This is a genomic window from Rhizobium leguminosarum, from assembly GCF_019798305.1.
In the GTDB taxonomy this organism is placed as follows: domain Bacteria; phylum Pseudomonadota; class Alphaproteobacteria; order Rhizobiales; family Rhizobiaceae; genus Rhizobium; species Rhizobium leguminosarum_U.
Genome location: NZ_JAAXDD010000012.1, coordinates 91,091 through 108,436, shown reverse-complemented (window position 1 = coordinate 108,436; position 17,346 = coordinate 91,091). Strand labels below are relative to the sequence as shown.

Annotated in this window: 14 protein-coding genes; 8 read left to right on the top strand and 6 right to left on the bottom strand. The window is 60.7% G+C overall.

The features are described 5' to 3' along the window. The gene (locus HFO99_RS21735; RefSeq protein WP_222363519.1) at window positions 1–1,047 is read left to right on the top strand and encodes a carbohydrate ABC transporter permease; all 1,047 of its coding nucleotides are present in this window, start codon (window positions 1–3) and stop codon (window positions 1,045–1,047) included. 132 nt (window positions 1,048–1,179) lie between these two features. On the opposite strand, the gene HFO99_RS21730 is transcribed toward HFO99_RS21735, so the two are convergent. Beyond that, entirely contained in the window at window positions 1,180–2,331 is a 1,152-nt protein-coding gene (locus HFO99_RS21730; protein ID WP_222363693.1) for an ROK family transcriptional regulator, read from the bottom strand. Window positions 2,332–2,574: 243 nt separating this feature from the next. Between HFO99_RS21730 and HFO99_RS21725 the strand changes: the two genes are divergently transcribed. Next, window positions 2,575–3,630, top strand: coding sequence for a helix-turn-helix transcriptional regulator (locus HFO99_RS21725; protein WP_222363517.1), 1,056 nt, complete (start codon window positions 2,575–2,577; stop codon window positions 3,628–3,630). Here HFO99_RS21725 and HFO99_RS21720 read toward each other — a convergent pair whose 3' ends face one another. From HFO99_RS21720 to HFO99_RS21710, 3 genes are all read right to left on the bottom strand, one after another. Then, window positions 3,631–4,242 (bottom strand): hypothetical protein, encoded by a 612-nt coding sequence (locus HFO99_RS21720; protein ID WP_222363515.1) that lies wholly within the window; start codon window positions 4,240–4,242, stop codon window positions 3,631–3,633. Between the two features lie 26 nt (window positions 4,243–4,268). Further along, on the bottom strand, window positions 4,269–5,327 hold the full coding sequence (locus HFO99_RS21715; protein ID WP_222363513.1) for a LacI family DNA-binding transcriptional regulator: 1,059 nt from the start codon (window positions 5,325–5,327) through the stop codon (window positions 4,269–4,271). A gap of 114 nt (window positions 5,328–5,441) precedes the next feature. Continuing rightward, window positions 5,442–6,074 carry a TetR/AcrR family transcriptional regulator gene (locus HFO99_RS21710; RefSeq protein WP_164576783.1) on the bottom strand — a complete coding sequence of 211 codons (633 nt, stop codon included), beginning with the start codon at window positions 6,072–6,074 and terminating at the stop codon, window positions 5,442–5,444. 110 nt (window positions 6,075–6,184) lie between these two features. Here HFO99_RS21710 and HFO99_RS21705 point away from each other — a divergent pair, with 110 nt between their 5' ends. From HFO99_RS21705 to HFO99_RS21680, 6 genes are all read left to right on the top strand, one after another. Further along, complete coding sequence (locus tag HFO99_RS21705) at window positions 6,185–7,258, top strand: efflux RND transporter periplasmic adaptor subunit (protein ID WP_222363511.1); 1,074 nt, start codon at window positions 6,185–6,187, stop codon at window positions 7,256–7,258. Next, the gene (locus tag HFO99_RS21700; RefSeq protein ID WP_222363509.1) at window positions 7,255–8,340 is read left to right on the top strand and encodes an efflux RND transporter periplasmic adaptor subunit; all 1,086 of its coding nucleotides are present in this window, start codon (window positions 7,255–7,257) and stop codon (window positions 8,338–8,340) included. Before HFO99_RS21705 ends, HFO99_RS21700 begins: the two co-directional genes overlap by 4 nt. Next, complete coding sequence (locus HFO99_RS21695; RefSeq protein WP_222363506.1) at window positions 8,337–11,408, top strand: efflux RND transporter permease subunit; 3,072 nt, start codon at window positions 8,337–8,339, stop codon at window positions 11,406–11,408. The genes HFO99_RS21700 and HFO99_RS21695 overlap by 4 nt, the downstream gene beginning before the upstream one ends. A 79-nt stretch (window positions 11,409–11,487) precedes the next feature. Continuing rightward, the gene (locus tag HFO99_RS21690; RefSeq protein WP_222331891.1) at window positions 11,488–12,669 is read left to right on the top strand and encodes an alpha/beta hydrolase; all 1,182 of its coding nucleotides are present in this window, start codon (window positions 11,488–11,490) and stop codon (window positions 12,667–12,669) included. A 151-nt stretch (window positions 12,670–12,820) separates the two neighbouring features. Then, window positions 12,821–14,272, top strand: coding sequence for an NCS1 family nucleobase:cation symporter-1 (locus HFO99_RS21685; RefSeq protein ID WP_222363505.1), 1,452 nt, complete (start codon window positions 12,821–12,823; stop codon window positions 14,270–14,272). Window positions 14,273–14,490: 218 nt separating this feature from the next. Continuing rightward, window positions 14,491–15,534: a magnesium and cobalt transport protein CorA gene (locus HFO99_RS21680; protein ID WP_222247666.1), complete on the top strand. Its 1,044-nt coding sequence runs from the start codon at window positions 14,491–14,493 to the stop codon at window positions 15,532–15,534. Window positions 15,535–15,579: 45 nt separating this feature from the next. Here HFO99_RS21680 and HFO99_RS21675 read toward each other — a convergent pair whose 3' ends face one another. Both HFO99_RS21675 and HFO99_RS21670 read right to left on the bottom strand, forming a co-directional pair. After that, the gene (locus HFO99_RS21675) at window positions 15,580–16,350 is read right to left on the bottom strand and encodes a phosphotransferase enzyme family protein (RefSeq protein ID WP_222363503.1); all 771 of its coding nucleotides are present in this window, start codon (window positions 16,348–16,350) and stop codon (window positions 15,580–15,582) included. Next, entirely contained in the window at window positions 16,347–17,252 is a 906-nt protein-coding gene (locus tag HFO99_RS21670) for an MBL fold metallo-hydrolase (protein ID WP_222363502.1), read from the bottom strand. Before HFO99_RS21670 ends, HFO99_RS21675 begins: the two co-directional genes overlap by 4 nt. Window positions 17,253–17,346 lie beyond the last annotated feature (94 nt).

Below are 17,346 nucleotides of genomic sequence, written 5' to 3'. Positions count from 1 at the left end.
ATGAACCAGATCAGCTTTTTCACGCGCATACGCCGAGCCGGACGCATTGATATAACCGACATATTGTCATGGGTCTGGCTGGTTGGCGGAACCTTCGTGGTGTTGCTTCCGGTCCTCTGGGCGGGCCTCTCGTCGCTGAAGCCGGCGGCTGAGATCACCCGGTTTCCGCCGACGCTGCTTCCCCGGGCCGCCGTCGAACAGACCGTGCCCGGCTTCGACAAGCCGCTCAGCCTCTGGCAGGTCACCGTCGACGGCCAGATGCGCGAAATGGCCATGGTTCGCCGCATCGGCCTCAAGGCCCAGATGGTCGATCCGGCAAATCCGGGACCACCGGTCAGCGTCGACGTGAAGGGGCTGACGCCGGTGCAGAAGCTGACGGTCGCCACGCAGAATTACACCGATCCGTTGACGCGCTTCAACTTCCTGACCTTCCTCAAGAATTCGGTGTTCGTCACCTTCGTCGCAACGCTGTTGACGCTGATCGTCAATGCCATGGCGGCTTTCGCCCTGTCGAAATACAAATTTCCCGGTGATACGACGGTCTTCGTCATCATCATTTCGACGCTGATGATCCCGCTCGCCGTCGTCATGGTGCCGGCCTATCTCGTCATCGTCGGGGTCGGGCTTGCCGACAACCTCTGGGGCGTCATCCTGCCGACGGTCGCCTCTCCGACCGCCGTCTTCCTGCTCCGGCAATATATGCTGACTATACCCGACGAGCTGATAGAGGCGGCGCGCGTCGATGCGGCAAGCGAATTCTGCATCTTCTGGCGCATCATCCTGCCGCTGACGGCGCCGGCCCTAGCGGTGCTGGCGATCTTTTCGGTGCTCTGGCGGTGGAACGATTTCCTCTGGCCGCTCATCGTCCTCAACAGCCGCGATAATTTCACGCTGCAGGTCGGTCTGAATGCGTTCCAGGGAGAGTTCTCGGTGCAGTGGCACTATATCCTGGCAATGACGTTCCTCAGCCTGCTGCCTGTCACCGTCGTCTTCCTGTTCCTGCAGAAGTACATCACGACAGGCATCGCCGGAACGGGCATGAAGTGAACGGCGAAGCGTGGAGATAGACCTCCTTGTAACCATCGAAGAACCCAAACCACGCCGACCTCCCGGCTGAAGCGCGTCGCAATGAACTTGGTTCATGCGGCGCGTTTCGGCGGTCGATACCTCCTGCGCATATCACAAAACAGTTTCGATTAGCGGGATCAAGGCCGCGCCGATTGCACCGGGGGCATCGATGATCTGTGCAACGGCAAGGCTTGGGACGTCACGTAATGCGCCATGCCGAGGCAGATTATTGAATTCAGTCCGCTCGATAAGCATTCTCGCGAGTGAATGCGGAAGCTCGCCGCCAAGGACGATCAAGGCCGGGTCGAATACTGCGCAGATCGCATTGATGGCTTTGTTGTGGGCCGGCGCGACGCGGTCGACCCACTCTGCAACGCCATCCCAATCCACCAGGTTTTCGTTCTTCAGGTCCCTGAGGGTCAAGTTCGAGCGTCCCTTGGCTTGAAGGTGTTGAAGCAAGAGGCTGAGTGCAGGGCGATCTTCGTATTCCTCACGCCCGAAGAGAACGGAATATTCGCCGGCATTGCCGAAACTGCCGCGAAATGGCATGCCTCCGGAAACGAGGCCGCCCCCGTATCCGTGAAGGTGGGCGATATAGGCGAAATCAGCGACATCACGGCCGACACCGAAAATTGCTTCCGCCAAGGCGGCGGTCCTGGCGACATTGTCTGCCCAGACCGGTAGGCCGAGCTGCTCTCCGAGCAAAGGCGCCAAATCGATCAATGACCAATGAGCAAGCGGCAGAGGACAGTTGAAGGCCGTGTCCAGCATATGGTGGCCAGAGACTGCCAGACCGATGCCGAGGACGTCGCGCCGCTCGGCTCCTCGCCGGGCAAGGAGCTCTTCGACCGCCGCTTCGATCCGCTCCACCTCCGCGGCGAGCGACGATCCCTCCTGCGGAATTTCCATGTGGTCCAAAGGTTCTCCGAAACCCATGAGGCAGAGGCCGATCGAACCGACGTTCACGGCCATGCCGAGCGTCAGACACCAGTCTCTGCAAAGAGTAAGGCCAGGGCTGGGGGGCCCGGGGCGCCGGGTTTCCGAATGGGAAAAGACGAGCATTCCTCGCTCATGAAGCCGCGCGACGATCCGGTGCAACGATTGCTGGGTGAGATCGAGCGGCTCTGTCAGGTCGGAGCGTTCTATCCCCGGAGACTTCCAGATCAGCCGCAACAGGTCGCGCTCGTTGCGGGAGGCTACGCGCATAGGTTGTGTGCCTCGCAAAAAATGCGCGGCAACATGGTCTAGAGGATCATACTTCATTTTCGGTTCGTTTTGATTTACACTGTGAGTGTGAACCACATAGGGAGGGCATTCTGCTTCTGTCAAACAAGGAATTCGATCCCCGGTTTGCCGGCCCTGCTTACCTCATCGAGATTGGCCAAGCCAGTCAGGCTGATGGCATTTCAAAGGGGATCGTGTCCCAGCCTTTGGAAGGCACATATCGGCGGCGTAGCGATTTCAAACGAGATGGAGCGCTTGATAGGCGGTTAGCCAGTCGGGGGTGTGGAGAGGGAAAGAACCGAGTTGCAGATATCGTTGAGATCCGAGAACACGGCGCGCGCTCCTGAGCGTGAGACATACGGGTTTGCGCCGACGCATGAAGGCAGGGACTTCGAGTCGATGGTGCAAGCCTATTCGGCAGGCTACGGAGCCTTTAGCGCCAAGCCGCTGAGCAAAGATCGGGCTTTTGCTTGGGCAGCGGACCTGAGAACAAGCGGGCCATTTACGGCGCTTCATTCGGTTTATCAGAGTTCCTGGACGATTCGAACGCTCGAGGAGACGCCGCAACACCTCGCGTTTTACATCCCGCACACCGGATCCTTTCGACTGTCCATTGGAAAAAGGGTGATTGAGAGTGAGGCGGGTCATCTTCTCATGGCCAACAACCATCAGGCAGGCGATCGTTTCGTTCAAGGCGGCCCGCACCGCTCGGATGCGCTGTTCCTGGACTGGAAAATTGTGAGACGAATGCTGGTTTCACTGGTGGAAACGCCGATCCTCGATTCGCTTGACCTAGAACCCGTTCTGGATCTCGCAACACCATCCGGCCAGCTTATCGGTAGCCTGGCGCAGACGATCGTGCAGGGCATGCTCAATGACGGCCCGCTTCTGTCTTCACCGCTTGCCATGGCAGGAATGAGCGAAACGCTTGCCAATCTCGTGATCCGATTTGGCTCTCACCGTTTTTCCGGCTATCTGGAAAAAAACAAAGTATCGTTGGTCGCGCCTTGGCATGTCCGACGTGCTATCGACTATATGCACGCCAATATCGCAGAGCCTCTCACCATGACGATGATTGCGGATGACGTCGGTGTTTCACTTCGTGCGCTGCAAACGGGCTTCAAGGCCTTCAGGGGAACTTCACCGGGCAGTTACTTGCGCACGATCAGGCTGCAGGCAGCCCGCGACCAGTTGCGGGATCCGATGAATCAGCGATCTGTCCGTGAAGTCTGCGCGATGTGGGGTTTTTCTCATGCCGGCAGGTTTTCCATTGTCTACCGCAGCGCCTTTGGAGAAAGCCCGCGCGATACGCGCTTGCAGGCTGAGCGCCTGCGCTAGCTAACCACGGAAGGCGCGCCTAATAATTTCTTCAACAGCAGTCGATACCGGCGCACAGGATGGGATCAGGCCGCGCTGCATTTGCCAGACATTGGTGAGCAATGTCCGATCGTGGAGCGCGCCGCCCGCCTTGTCTTTCGACCGGTCTCGTTTGAGAAGACAAATCATCGACCGTCGACTCTCGTTGAACTCCGCCGACTTAGCCTCTAGTTCCCGTTCTGATAGGCCCAGGTATTTTCCGCAGTCGTCAGAGGCGCAAATTTTGAAAGGTTTGTTCAAGAAGGCCTCGACCGCCGATCTCTGCGTTGAGTAAGTCGGATCGTTTTTTACAAAGTCACTGAACGCTCCGAGATCGCCGCGCAATATCCGCGGAGCTAGATCATAGCCTTGCGCTGCGAACACGAGGCCCCAGCTAAAGTATCCAAGCTTGAGTGTGGTCGCTTCGCACGCGGCACGTTCTCCATCACGATACTGGTTGCAGTCTTGAAGTTTCACTGCACTAGAGATCTTGGGAATTTGCAAGGTTTCTTTAGCGTCGGACGCAACGGCTATCGAAGCATCGATCATGATACACAATGAGATCGATAGGGCTGCAGTAAGGATTTTGGTCATCGTGCTCTCCGAATGCAACGCATCGATCAGGCTCGATGCGTTGCATTCTCGCGCGGCGGCGCGACGCTACCCCTCAAGACGAGATGGCATCCGAGTTCCAGGCGATGGGCCGGTCTTTGCGGGTCGTTGGCGATCAGCCGCTGTTCGATAAGCGCCAAGGCGGCAGCGCCGAGTCTGTCTGTGGGAACGCTGATCGTCGACAGCGGCGGGCGGCTGAACTCGCCGGGAACGATGTCATCGAATCCGAGGACTGATATGGCTTCGGGCACGCGGATGTCGCGGTCGGCCAATGCCTTCAGGCAGCCGAGCGCCAGATTGTCGGCCGCGCAGAAGACGGCGGTCGCCCCTTTCATCGTGGCATCGCGGTCGAGCAGTGCGTTGATGGCAACCTCGCCGTGCCGGGGCTCATAGCCCTCTGCCTCGACGATCATATCGTCAGGCACCGGAAGCCGCGCGGCGAAATAGGCATCGGAAAAGCCGTCATATCGGCGCTGGATCGTCGTGCGGCCCTTCCAGGTCAGGTGCAGGATGCGGCGATGCCCGAGCCCCAGCAGGTGCTCGATGCCGAGCCTTGCCCCAAAACGGTTTTCGGGCGTGACCGTATCGACCAGCATGGCCGGGTCTTCGCCGTTGACGATGACGACGGGCATATCAGGGGAGGCGAGGCTACGGATCAGTTCCGGCTGATCGTCGTTCAGGACCACGATGCCGTCGGCGCGCTCCGACAGCGCGATCTGCCTGACCTGGGCGCCGTCGATACGCCGGCCGGTGCTGACGAAGGGTACGATCCTGATGCCGCGGCGCTCGCACTCCCTGCGAAGGCCGTTGAGGATCGTCCAGCTCACCAGGTTGAGGTCGCTCTCCGGCGCGGCATCGTCGGGAATGGCGAGAAGCAGGACGCGCAAGGTCGCGATCGTCGCCTTCTTCCTCCGGCGGTCGAGGTAACCCAGGCGTTTTGCCGAATCCAGAACCCTCTCGCGCACCTCGATTGTCAGCGGCGCGGTTCCGTTCAGCGCGTGCGAGGCCGTGCTCAGCGATACGTCAGCATCGCGCGCGACATCCTTGAGATTGACTTTGCGTTCCACTGTTTCCGTCACGAATTGAGGTCGTGCCTTCGAAGGCGTAGCTAACTCGATGTTTTCACATAAAAACTTGAGAAAAGCTACGTGCCTGGCGCGGTATTTTTCGCCATTCCGCGATCAGTGAGGTTTGGCAAGCAGGCCATTGAGCAGCAGGTCGAAATAGGCCCGCAGGAAGGCCTCCTTATTGGGTGTGGGCACCCGGCGGTCGTCGAATATCAGCCGCAGAACGGTCGTCGTCAGGATGGGCGCGACCACGATGTCGGAGAACTCAACCGGAATTTCGCGAAACTCCCCCGACGCCACACCCTCGAGAATGAGAGCGTCGACCTTGGCGATGATCGGCTCGATGAACTGATCGTGGTGGCGGTCGATCAGGTCGGGGAACCGGTGTCCTTCCGCAATGACGAGCCGCGTCAGCTCGCGGGTCGTACGATCCTCGGCGATTTGTTCGTAGAGCAGGCCGAGAATGGAAATCAGCCGGTCGGTTGCGCTGCCACTGAGGCTCTCGGTGATCCCCAGCAGCTCCTGAAACGGCACGGAGAAGTGGTGGATCATGGCTTCGAAAAGCTTTTCCTTGGTCTCGAAGTAGACATACACCGTACCCTTGGTGACGCCGACCCTGTCGGCGATGTCTTCGACGCGCGTGCCGGTGAAACCGCTTCTCACGAATTCTTCGAAGGCGGCATCCAGGATCTGGATGGGCCGCAGCGCTTTCTGTTCCGCGCGCGTGATCTTCTTCTGAGCTGCCATTTGCCTCGCTTCCCTTGTTGCGCAGGCCCTCGTCCCTGCGGCGCAAAGTTTCATTGACTAATGCGTCAGTCAATTATATAGCAGCTGCCGTTGAGAGCAAGAGGTCAACTATGAGAACCATTCTGGTCGCCACAGCGATCGCATGCGCCATCGGGCTCGGATCATGCAGCGATGAGCGCGGGCCGACCGAGCCAACCGCACGGCAGGTCGGCGTCGTCGTCGCCAAGCCTGAGCCGGTGGTCCAAGGTGGCGCGGTCACCGGCGAAGTCCGCGCCCGTGTCCAGACCGATCTGTCCTTCCGCGTCAGCGGCAAGATCGTCGAGCGGCTGGTGGAAGTCGGACAGTCCGTGAAGGCAGGGCAGCTCCTCGCGCGGATCGATCCGGAAGAGCAGAAGGCCGAGTTGGATGTGGCGGCTGCCAATCTTCAGTCGGCTGAGGCGCAGCAAACCCAGGCGCAGCTCGCATATGACCGCCAGCAGAGCCTGTTTCGAACGCAGGTGACGACGCGTGCGGCACTCGACCAGGCGCAGGAGGCGCTTCTGACCGCGCAGGCATTGACGAAGTCGGCGCAGGCGCTGTTGGAAACCGCTCAGGATACTCTGTCCTACACAGAGCTGAAGGCGGACGCCGACGGGATGATTACCGCCCGCAATGCCGAGGTCGGGCAGGTGGCGCAGGCGGCCCAGGTCGTCTTCACGCTTGCCCATGACGGCGACCGGGATGCCGTCTTTGAAGTGGTCGAGAGCGCGTTCCTGCGGCCGATCGACGGAGACGGGACCGTGGCCCTTCTGTCGAACCCCTCGCAGAAGATTACGGCAAAGGTTCGCGAGATTTCGCCGACGATCGATTCCTCCACCGGAACCATCAAGGTCAAGGTCGCGATATCGAGCGACGCTGCGATCCCCCTCGGCGCTCCCGTCGTCGGAAGATTCAATTACGTCTCGCAGGACGTCATCCAGCTTCCCTGGTCCGCCATGACATCCAAGGACGGCAAGCCGGCCGTCTGGATTGTCGATCCCGCATCGTCTGCGGTTTCGGCAAGGGCGGTGGATGTCTCCGGCTACGAGACCGGCAGCTTCATCGTCAAGTCAGGCGTGTCGGAAGGAGAGATCGTGGTGGCCGACGGAACCAAGTTCCTCAGGCCGGGTGAAATCGTGTCTTATGTCAAGGAAGCTTCCAAGTGATTATTCGTCCCAAGATTGTCGCACTGATGATGGGTACGGCCCTGATCTCCTCCTGCACGCCGCAGGAGGAAAGCAAGGACGAAGCCCCCCGTCCCGTGCTGTCGATGACAGTCAAGCCAACGTCGTCTTCGAGCTTGAGCCTGACCGGCACGATCGAACCGACGATCGAGACCGAACTCGGCTTTCGGATTCTCGGGCGGATGATCGCCCGCAACGTCAATGTCGGCGATCTCGTCAAGAAGGATGATGTCGTTGCCGCCATCGATCCGCTGGCGCTGGAGCTTGCCGTGCGCAACGCGCAGTCGGACGTGGAGAACAGCGACGCCCAGCTCAGGAACGCGGTGACCACAGAGCAGCGCCAGCGCGCGTTGCTGGAGTCGCGCTCAGGCACCGAAGCCTCGCTCGAAGAGGCCGAACAGGCAAGGCGGACGGCCGCGGCCGCCGTCGCCAAGGCGCAGGCCAATCTCGATAAGGCCACGGAGCAACTCGGCTACGCGCAGCTTCGGGCGGAATTCGACGGGGTGGTGACGGCGACCTCGGCCGAGGTCGGACAGGTGGTGTCGGCCGGCCAGACGGTCGTCACCATCGCACGGCCGGACAAGCGCGATGCCGTGGTCGACGTGCCCCAGGCAGCCGCCCAGAAACTGAAGATCGGCGCGCCCTTCGAGGTGACGCTGCAGCTCGATCCGACCATCCGCACGTCCGGGATCGTGCGTGAAATAGCGCCAGAGGCGGAGACGTCCACCCGCACGAGCAGGACCAAGATCGCCCTGAGCGGTCCCCCCGCCACCTTCCGGCTGGGCTCCGTCATTTCAGCCTCGGCAACCATTGCAGCCGATCCGCAGATCGTCCTGCCTTCCTCGGCAATCCTTGCCGGCAGCGACGGCCCGAGCGTCTGGATCGTCGATGCGCCGGCCAGAAAGGTATCGCTTCGCCGCGTGAAGATCGACGGCGACGTCGAAGACGGCGGCACCGTCCGCGTCAGCGAAGGGCTCGCCCCCGGAGAAAGGGTGGTCGTGGCAGGCGTGCATAAACTTGAAGATGGCCAGACCATCAGGATCGACCAGGAGATCAGCCAGTGAAGTCCTTCAATCTTTCCGACTGGGCGCTCGAACACCGTTCGCTCGTCTGGTACTTCATGATCGTCTTCATTCTCGCAGGCGCCTTCTCCTACGTGAAGCTCGGCCGCGAGGAAGACCCGAACTTCACGATCAAGACGATGGTGATCACCGCCCAGTGGCCCGGCGCCTCCGCCGAAGAGGTGACGCGGCAGGTGACCGACAGGATCGAGAAAAAGCTCCAGGAACTGGAATCGCTTGATTACACCAAGAGCGAGACCGTTGCCGGCCAGACGACAGTCTTCGTCGAGCTGCTGCCGACGACCAAGGCAAAGGATGTCGCGCCCACCTGGCTGCGCATCCGCAACATGATCGCCGACATCAAGGGCGATTTCCCCACAGGCGTTGTCGGTCCTTTTTTCAACGATCGCTTCGGCGATGTCTTCGGAAACATCTACGCCTTCACCAGTGACGGCCTTACCCAGCGGCAGCTTCGCGATCTCGTGGAAAACGCCCGCTCCGAGGTCCTGACCGTGCCCAACGTCGGCAAGGTCGTTGTGGTCGGCGCCCAGGACGAGGCGATCTATCTCGAATTCTCCACGCGGCAGATCGTAGCGCTCGGGATCGACCAGCAGTCGGTCATCCAGACCCTGCAGGCGCAGAATGCCGTCACGCAGTCCGGCTTCGTCGACGCCGGGCCGGAGCGCATCGCATTGCGGGTGAGTGGACAGTTCACCTCCGAGGACAGTCTGAGATCGATCAATCTTCGGATCAACGACCGCTTCTTTCCGCTGACCGACGTCGCCACGATCAAGCGCGGCTACGTGGACCCGCCGTCGGCGCTGTTCCGCTTCAACGGCCAGCCGGCGATCGGGCTTGCGATCGGCATGAAGCAGGGCGCCAATCTTCTGGAGTTCGGCGAGGGGCTCGACGCGCAGATGAAACGCGTCGTCGCTGATCTTCCGATCGGCGTGGACGTCCACCGCGTTTCAGATCAGCCGGCCGTCGTCGACGAAGCGGTGTCCGGGTTTACCCGCGCGCTCTTCGAAGCGATCGCCATCGTCCTGGTCATCAGCTTCATCAGCCTCGGTCTTCGCGCCGGCATGGTGGTGGCGATCTCCATTCCGCTCGTCCTGGCGATCACCTTCGTGGTGATGGAATATTCCGGCATTTCGCTTCAGCGCATCTCGCTCGGAGCACTCATCATCGCGCTCGGCCTGCTTGTCGACGACGCCATGATCGCTGTCGAGATGATGGTGGCGCGCCTGGAGGCGGGCGACGATCTCAGGAAGGCGGCCACCCATGTTTACACGTCGACCGCCTTTCCGATGCTGACTGGCACGCTCGTCACCGTTGCGGGCTTTATTCCAATCGGCCTCAACGACAGCGCCGCAGGCGAATTCACCTTCACGCTTTTCGTGGTCATCGCGGTTTCGCTGATCGTTTCCTGGGTGGTGGCGGTGCTGTTTACGCCGCTTCTCGGCGTCACGATCCTGCCGAAGACCATGAAGTCGCATCATGAGAAGAAGGGCCGCTTCGCGTCCGTCTTCTCATGGCTCCTGGGGCTGGCGATGGGCTGGCGTTGGGTCACCATCATTCTGACGGTCGGCGTCTTCGGCCTTTCCGTCGGCGGCATGGGACTGGTGCAACAGCAGTTCTTCCCTAACTCAGACAGGCCGGAGCTCATCATAGACTGGAACCTCCCTCACAACAGTTCGATTGCCGAAACCAACAGGCAGATGGCGAGGTTCGAAAAGGAGATGCTGGCTGACAACAAGGATATCGATCATTGGACGACCTATGTCGGCCAGGGCGCGCCGCGCTTCATCCTGTCCTTCGACGTGCAGACGCCCAACGTGTCGTTCGGACAAACGATCATCGTCACGAAAGGGCTCGACGTGCGCGACAAGGTGCGGGCGGAGCTGCAGGACTATCTGACGAAAACCTTCCCCGGCACCGACGCCTTCGTGAAGCTTCTCGACATCGGTCCGCCGGTGGGCAAGCCGGTCCAGTACCGGATCAGCGGCCCCGATATTCAAAAGGTCCGCGACCTCTCGCAGCAGTTTGCCGGCGTCATGGGATCGCACCCGCTTCTGGCAAACATGGTCCTGGACTGGAACGAGCCGTCCCGCGTGGTGAAGGTCGATGTCCTGCAGGACAAGGCGCGCCAGCTCGGCGTATCCTCCGAAGACATCGCCACTGCCCTCAACGGCATCGTCGAAGGCTCGACGGCCACCCAGATTCGAGACGACATCTACCTGGTCAACGTCATCGGTCGCGCCAGGGCATCCGAACGCGACTCGATCCAGACGCTTGAGAATCTGCAGCTCTCCACCTCCAACGGCAAGGTCGTGCCGCTCTCCGCCGTGGCGAATTTCCGCTACGAGCTCGAGCAGCCGACGATCTGGCGTCGCGACAGGCAACCCACGATAACGATCAAGGCGGCCGTCGTCGGTCCGACGCAACCGGCCACGATCGTCGACCAGCTGAAGCCCAAGGTGGAAGAGTTCCAGAAAGGCCTTCCCGTGGGATACAAGATGGAAGTGGGCGGCGCGGTCGAATCCAGCGCCGAGGCGCAGGGGCCGATCGCAGCGGTCGCTCCGCTGATGCTGTTTGCGATGGCGACGATCCTGATGATCCAGCTGCAAAGCTTCAGCCGCCTCTTCCTGGTGTTCGCCGTCGCTCCGACGGCCCTGATCGGCGTGGTCGCAGCACTTTTGCTGAGCAATGCTCCCATGGGCTTCGTCGCGATCCTCGGCGTGCTGGCGCTGATCGGCATCCTGATCCGCAACTCCGTCATCCTGGTCGTCCAGATCGAGCATCTGCGCAGCGAAGGAATGGCGCCCTGGCAAGCGGTCATCGAGGCCACCGAACACCGCATGCGGCCGATCATGCTGACGGCCGCGGCGGCCACGCTGGCGCTGATCCCGATCTCGCGCGAGATCTTCTGGGGGCCGATGGCCTACGCCATGATGGGCGGCATCGTCGTCGGAACCGCGCTCACCCTGCTGTTCCTGCCTGCGCTCTACGTCGCGTGGTTCAGGATTCCGAGGGATGAAGGTGTTCAGGCCGAAACCGCGGCAAAGGCATGAGCATGGGCTTTTAGGTCCATCGTATGCGGCCGCCGCCGCGGCGGTCGCTGCATGCCCTGGCCTCCGAGGAGAGAGCTCGATGACGGAACAGCGTTTGAAGGGGTTTCCGATGAGAGCCAAGGCGATGCTGGTCGCAATCGGCCTGGCGATGCTCGCTGGTTGCGCCACGAGACCGACGCCTGATGTGTTGAACCCGGTCCATCAGCCCGTTCATCTCCCAGCTCATCTGAATACATCGCTTCATTCCGAAGAAGCCGCCCCAAGCCGGGTGAACGTGCTCGCTGCGACGAACAGGACCCCTGATACCGTGCGCGGCGGGTTCGGGAGCACCTGGGCTGACAATCTCACCTACGAGCAATATGCGTTTTCGGTCCCTCCCGGCCGAAAGGACACCGCGATCACATATCCGACCTCGATGCCGGATCCCGAACGCCAATTTGCCGTCATCAGACGCAAGCAGCTTCCAAGGGACGCCTTCGTAGAGGAGGCGCTCCGCTCCACGCAGTCCGATGGTACCGTCGGCATCTTCGTCCATGGCTACAACTACAGCTATCAGGAGGCGCTGTTTCGCACTGCGCAGATCGCTGCGGACGCCAATATTCCCGGCTCTCCGATTCTGTTTTCGTGGCCTTCGGCCGCCGCCGTCGCCGGCTATGTCGCCGACCGCGATGCGGCCCTTTCCTCGCGCAGCGACCTCGACTCGCTTGTTACCTCGCTCTCTGCTTCCGGGAAGGTCAAACGCATCATCCTTTTCGGGCACAGCATGGGCGGATTCCTGGTCATGGAAACGGTGCGCCAGTTCAAACTGCAGCATCGCGACGACGTCATCGGCAAACTGGCGGTGATCCTGGCCGCCCCCGACATCGACGTCGATGTTTTCCGGTCCCAACTGAAGGATATCGGTCGGATGCCGATCCCGATATCCCTTCTCGTTTCGAAGGACGACCGGGCGCTGGTGGCATCGAGCTTCGTAGCGGGAGAGCGGGCGCGCGTCGGACGCCTCGATATCGACGATCCCGTCATCAGGGATGCCGCCTTGAAGGAAAGGCTTCGGGTCATCGACATCACGTCGATCCAGGCGTCCGACGGGCTGGGGCACGACCGCTACGCATCGCTCGCCAAGTTCGGCGCGCAGCTTGCCTCCTTCGAAAGTGGAAGACGGTCGAGCGCCGGCGAGGTTGGCGCCTATGTCTTCGATGCCGCCGGCGCCGCAGTCGCAAGTCCTTTTCGCTTGGCCGGACGTGTCGTCGTCGCGCAATGATGTAAGCTGGTGTCCGGGCGGGTGCCCATGGCTAATCCTGAGGCATCGTCAAGAGATGTGTACAATGTGACTATTAAATTGTCAGCTGCACAAATGAAGAGCAGAATTCCGCCTGTGGCCGATTTGGCCTCTGGGATATGGGAGGGCATTCATGAGCGTACGAAATCCGTCTCCCTCGTTATACAACGAGGATCTTGCACCCGCCGAGGAGCGCAAATGGGGTGCATTCAGCATCTTTAACGTCTGGACATCAGACGTCCACAGCCTGTGGGGCTACTATCTGGCGGCGAGCCTGTTCCTGCTGTGCGGCAGCTTCGTCAATTTCGTCATCGCCATCGGCATTGGATCTCTGGTCATCTTCTGCCTGATGAGCCTGGTCGGCAATGCCGGCGTGCGCACCGGCGTACCATTTCCGGTTCTGGCGCGCGCCTCCTTCGGCACGTTCGGGGCGAACGTGCCGGCACTCGTCCGAGCGGTGGTCGCCTGCTTCTGGTACGGGGCACAGACCGCCGCCGCATCCGGCGCTATCGTTGCCTTGCTCATCCGCAACGACAGCCTGCTCGCCTTTCACCAGAATAGTCACTTTCTCGGTCACTCGACGCTCGAGGTCATCTGCTACGTCATCGTCTGGGCGCTGCAGCTGCTGATCATTCAGCGCGGGATGGAAACGGTTCGCAAGTTCCAGGATTGGGCCGGTCCGGCCGTCTGGATCATGATGCTGGTCCTTTCAGTTTATCTGGTCGTCAAGTCCGGCACCTTCTCCTTCGGGTCCGAAATCCCGCGCGACGTGCTGATCGAAAAGACCAAGGATGCGGGCGTGCCGGGTGAGCCTGGTTCGATTGCAGCGCTAGCTGCCGTGGCCGCCACCTGGATCACCTATTTCGCAGCACTTTACCTGAATTTCTGCGATTTTTCGCGCTACGCAACGAATGAAAAGGCGCTCAGGAAAGGCAACCTCTGGGGGCTTCCGATCAACCTGCTGGCGTTCTGCCTCGTCGCAGGCGTGACGACCACCGCCGCCTTCACCGTCTACGGAGAGGTGCTGCTGCATCCGGAAATGATATCGGCGAAATTCGACAGCTGGTTCCTGGCGCTGCTTGCGGCGCTGACATTCGCGATCGCAACGCTCGGCATCAACGTCGTGGCGAACTTCGTGTCGCCGGCCTTCGACTTTGCCAATGTCTTCCCGCGCCAGATCAATTTCAAACGCGGGGGATATATCGCCGCATTGATCGCCCTTGTGCTGTACCCGTTTGCTCCCTGGGAGACGGGTGCGGCGCATTTCGTCAATTTCATCGGATCGACGATGGGGCCGATCTTCGGCATCATGATGGTGGATTACTATCTCATTAGGAGAAGCCAACTGAACGTCGAAGCGCTCTATCATGAGAATGGCGAGTTCCGGTTCCAGAACGGATGGCACGGCAATGCCTTCATCGCATTTGTGGTGGGCGCGCTGTTCTCCTCGATCCTGCCGACCTTCACCACCATCCTGCCGGACTGGTGGGGCACCTACGGCTGGTTCTTCGGCGTCGCCATCGGCGGGGCGATCTATTTCGTGTTGAGAATCGGCGCGCGGCGCAATCCCGCCTTCGCGTCCTGAGCAAATGAAAGCCGCGCGGCAATCGCCGGGCGGCTTTCATGTCGGATTTCCTGCTGTCGCCTGTTTCAGCGGCGCCCGGCGCCTGGCCACGTCGGACCCCGCACCGATGCGGATGATGCATGTTTCACGAAATAGCATTATGATCGGCTGAGCGCCTGACCGGCGGAGGGGCTGGCTGCGGATATGTGATCCGTGCAGGAATGGGAGGACGGCAGGATTTGGAACGGCTGAAGGATCTGGACAGTATTGCCGCGCAGGGGGCTAGCGGTTCCACATCGCCTCCGTATGAACGTCCCGGCGTCGTGGCTGCCGCCGTTTACCAGCACGGACAACGCATTCGCGACATCAGGGTAGAGGAGGCCGGCGAATGGCGGGGCCGGGAGAATGCGATCGTCTGGATCGGTCTGCACGAGCCGGATGAAGTGCTGCTGAGCCAGGTCCAGGCGCAGTTCAATCTCCATCCGCTGGCGATTGAGGATGCAGCGCAGCCGCACCAGCGCCCGAAACTGGAGATCTACGGGGAGGCGATGTTCATCGTCGCCCGGACCGCGCACATGAAGGACGGCGAAATCATCTTCGGCGAAACGCACCTGTTCGTCGGTCGCGGTTATGTCGTCTCCGTTCGTCACGGCGACTCGTCCTCCTATCTGGCGGTACGGCAGCGATGCGAGGCGACGCCGGCGGCCCTTGCCCACGGGGAGAACTACATTCTCTATTCCATCCTCGATTTCATCGTCGACAACTACATGCCTGTCATCGAGGTCGTGCAGGACGAGGTCGAGAATATCGAAGATCTGGTGCTGCGCGAACAGCTGGCAAAGTCCGATATCGAGCGGCTTTACCTGTTGAGGCGCAGGCTGCTGCGGCTGCGCAACGCCGTGGTGCCGCTTGTCGACGTCTGCCGGCGATACGAGCACACGGATCTTCCCGGCATGGATCCGACGCTGCAATCGCTGTTTCGCGATGTCACGGACCATGTGCGCCGCGTTCAGGAAGATATCGACGCGCTGCGCGAGGTGCTGGCCTTCGCCTTCGAGGCGAGCGTGATGATCGGCCAGTCGGAGCAGACGGCGATCGCCCGCAAGCTCGCCGCCTGGGCGGCCATCCTTGCCGTCCCCACCGCGATCGCCGGCATCTACGGGATGAATTTCAGCGATATGCCGGAGCTGAAAACCCAGTATGGCTATTTCGTCGTGCTTGGCGTCATCGCCACCTTGTGCCTTGTCCTTTTCGGCTTCTTCCGCCGGAGGAAATGGCTGTAGGGGTGGGCATGCGGCAGGCGGGACATTCGAGTTGGCGAAGGTGCGTCAGCACAGGGCCTTCAGCAGCCGATCCCGATGGCTTCGAACATACTGCATATCGCTGAGATACAGCCGGGCGTCTCCTCTCGCCACGTGCTCCACGAATGTCTCATCTCCGGCCGCCGCACTTGGCAAAATGTAATCGACAAGCGCCTTAAGCCGTCGGCAGATCATCTCCGGCAGTTGGAGCCGTTCTTGCATCGTCGCCCCATATGCCGTGCAGAAAATCTCCGCCCGCCGCAGTTGATCGTCCAGGCCGAAGATCACATCAGGATTGTCAGGATCGGAGAGCGGCGCCCAGCGGTAAACCGAATAGGCCAGATCCCATAGGCGCGGTGCGGGATGGGCGGTGTCGAAATCGATGATCCCGATAGCCTCATGACCTGCTGTGGCGATGTTGTAGGGCGCATAATCTCCATGGCATATGATCTCGCGCGGTTCCTGCGGCGGCAGCATCCATGCCTGGACCTCGCAATCCGATTCCAGAAACCCATGAGATGCCGAATGAAAATCGCGCAGAAGCCTAGCTGCGGAAAGCAGCATGCGCTCCGACCCGACAAACTGGTCGCTCAAGTCTTCGCAGACGCGCCCGGCGACATAACTGACGACTTCATGGTTTCCTGTTATTTCAATGGGATCCGGCGCTCCCGGAAAGCCTCTGCTCCTCAGATGGCGCAAAAACCGGTGTACCGTTGGCGTCCATGCGCCGGACGGCCTGATCACGGGATTGCCGTCCTGCCAGATCTGCCCGGTTCGTCCGCCCTCCAACAGTTTCAAGTTCCGGCCTCCAGACGTTCTTTATGCGAGTTCAGTTTTTCGATAAGGGCCTGAACCGTGGCGCCAAGATTTGTCTCATGGCAGTTCCGGTAGAACGCCACGACGTCGGAAGGCATTCCGTCGAGAATGGGGACGAAGTCTTCAAGCCGCAGGCCGCTTGAACCGCCGAGTTGCGGGTCCGCCAGCCGTCTCTCGCTCAAGCTGCCGACACGATTGGCCAGGGCTTGGAAATAGGCGAGGTTGCCATCCACCGCCGAAGGAGAATGCGTCCGACCGTGCGCCGGGATGACCAGCCTTGCATTGAGGTCACGTATCCGCTCGAGCGAGGAACGGATCAAGCGCAGGTCGCCTGCATTTTTGCTCCACACTTCGGGGATGGGGTATTCCACCGCGTCGACCGCCAGGCAGATGCGAAGTTCGGGAATCCATACGGCGACATGGTCGGGCGTATGTCCCGGCGTATGAATGAGATCCAGCGTCAGATCGCCGCCGTTGAGGGTCATCGAGCCCGAGAACGTAATGTCAGGACCAATGAGCTCGACGTTCCGAAACCTCGAATCCTGGCTTGCCTTGTCTCTCAGGACTTCTTGTGCGGAAGGGTCGCGTAAACGGTCGAGCGTAGCGCCATGCGCGATAATCGGAGCGCGCCCCGCAATGGCGGCATTCCCCCAGAAATGATCCCAATCCATGTGCGAATTGACGACGATCAGCGGACGAGCGTTCATCTGTTCCCCGAGCAGGTCCAGCGCCGTCAGGCACAGTTCGGGCGTTCCGAGCGTATCGATCAGCACATTGAACCTTTCGGTCCGGACGAACACAGCATCAACCTCGTCCCCCACCCTGACGATCACGATTCGATCGTCGAGCTCGGGATATGAACATAATTCCACCGATGGGTTCACGTCTGACTGCCTTTATTGCAATCGCAGAAATTCATTCCGATACATCAAGTCCCGTTCGGGGCCTGCTCTTTCAGCGCGGCGGGGCGGCCTCCGT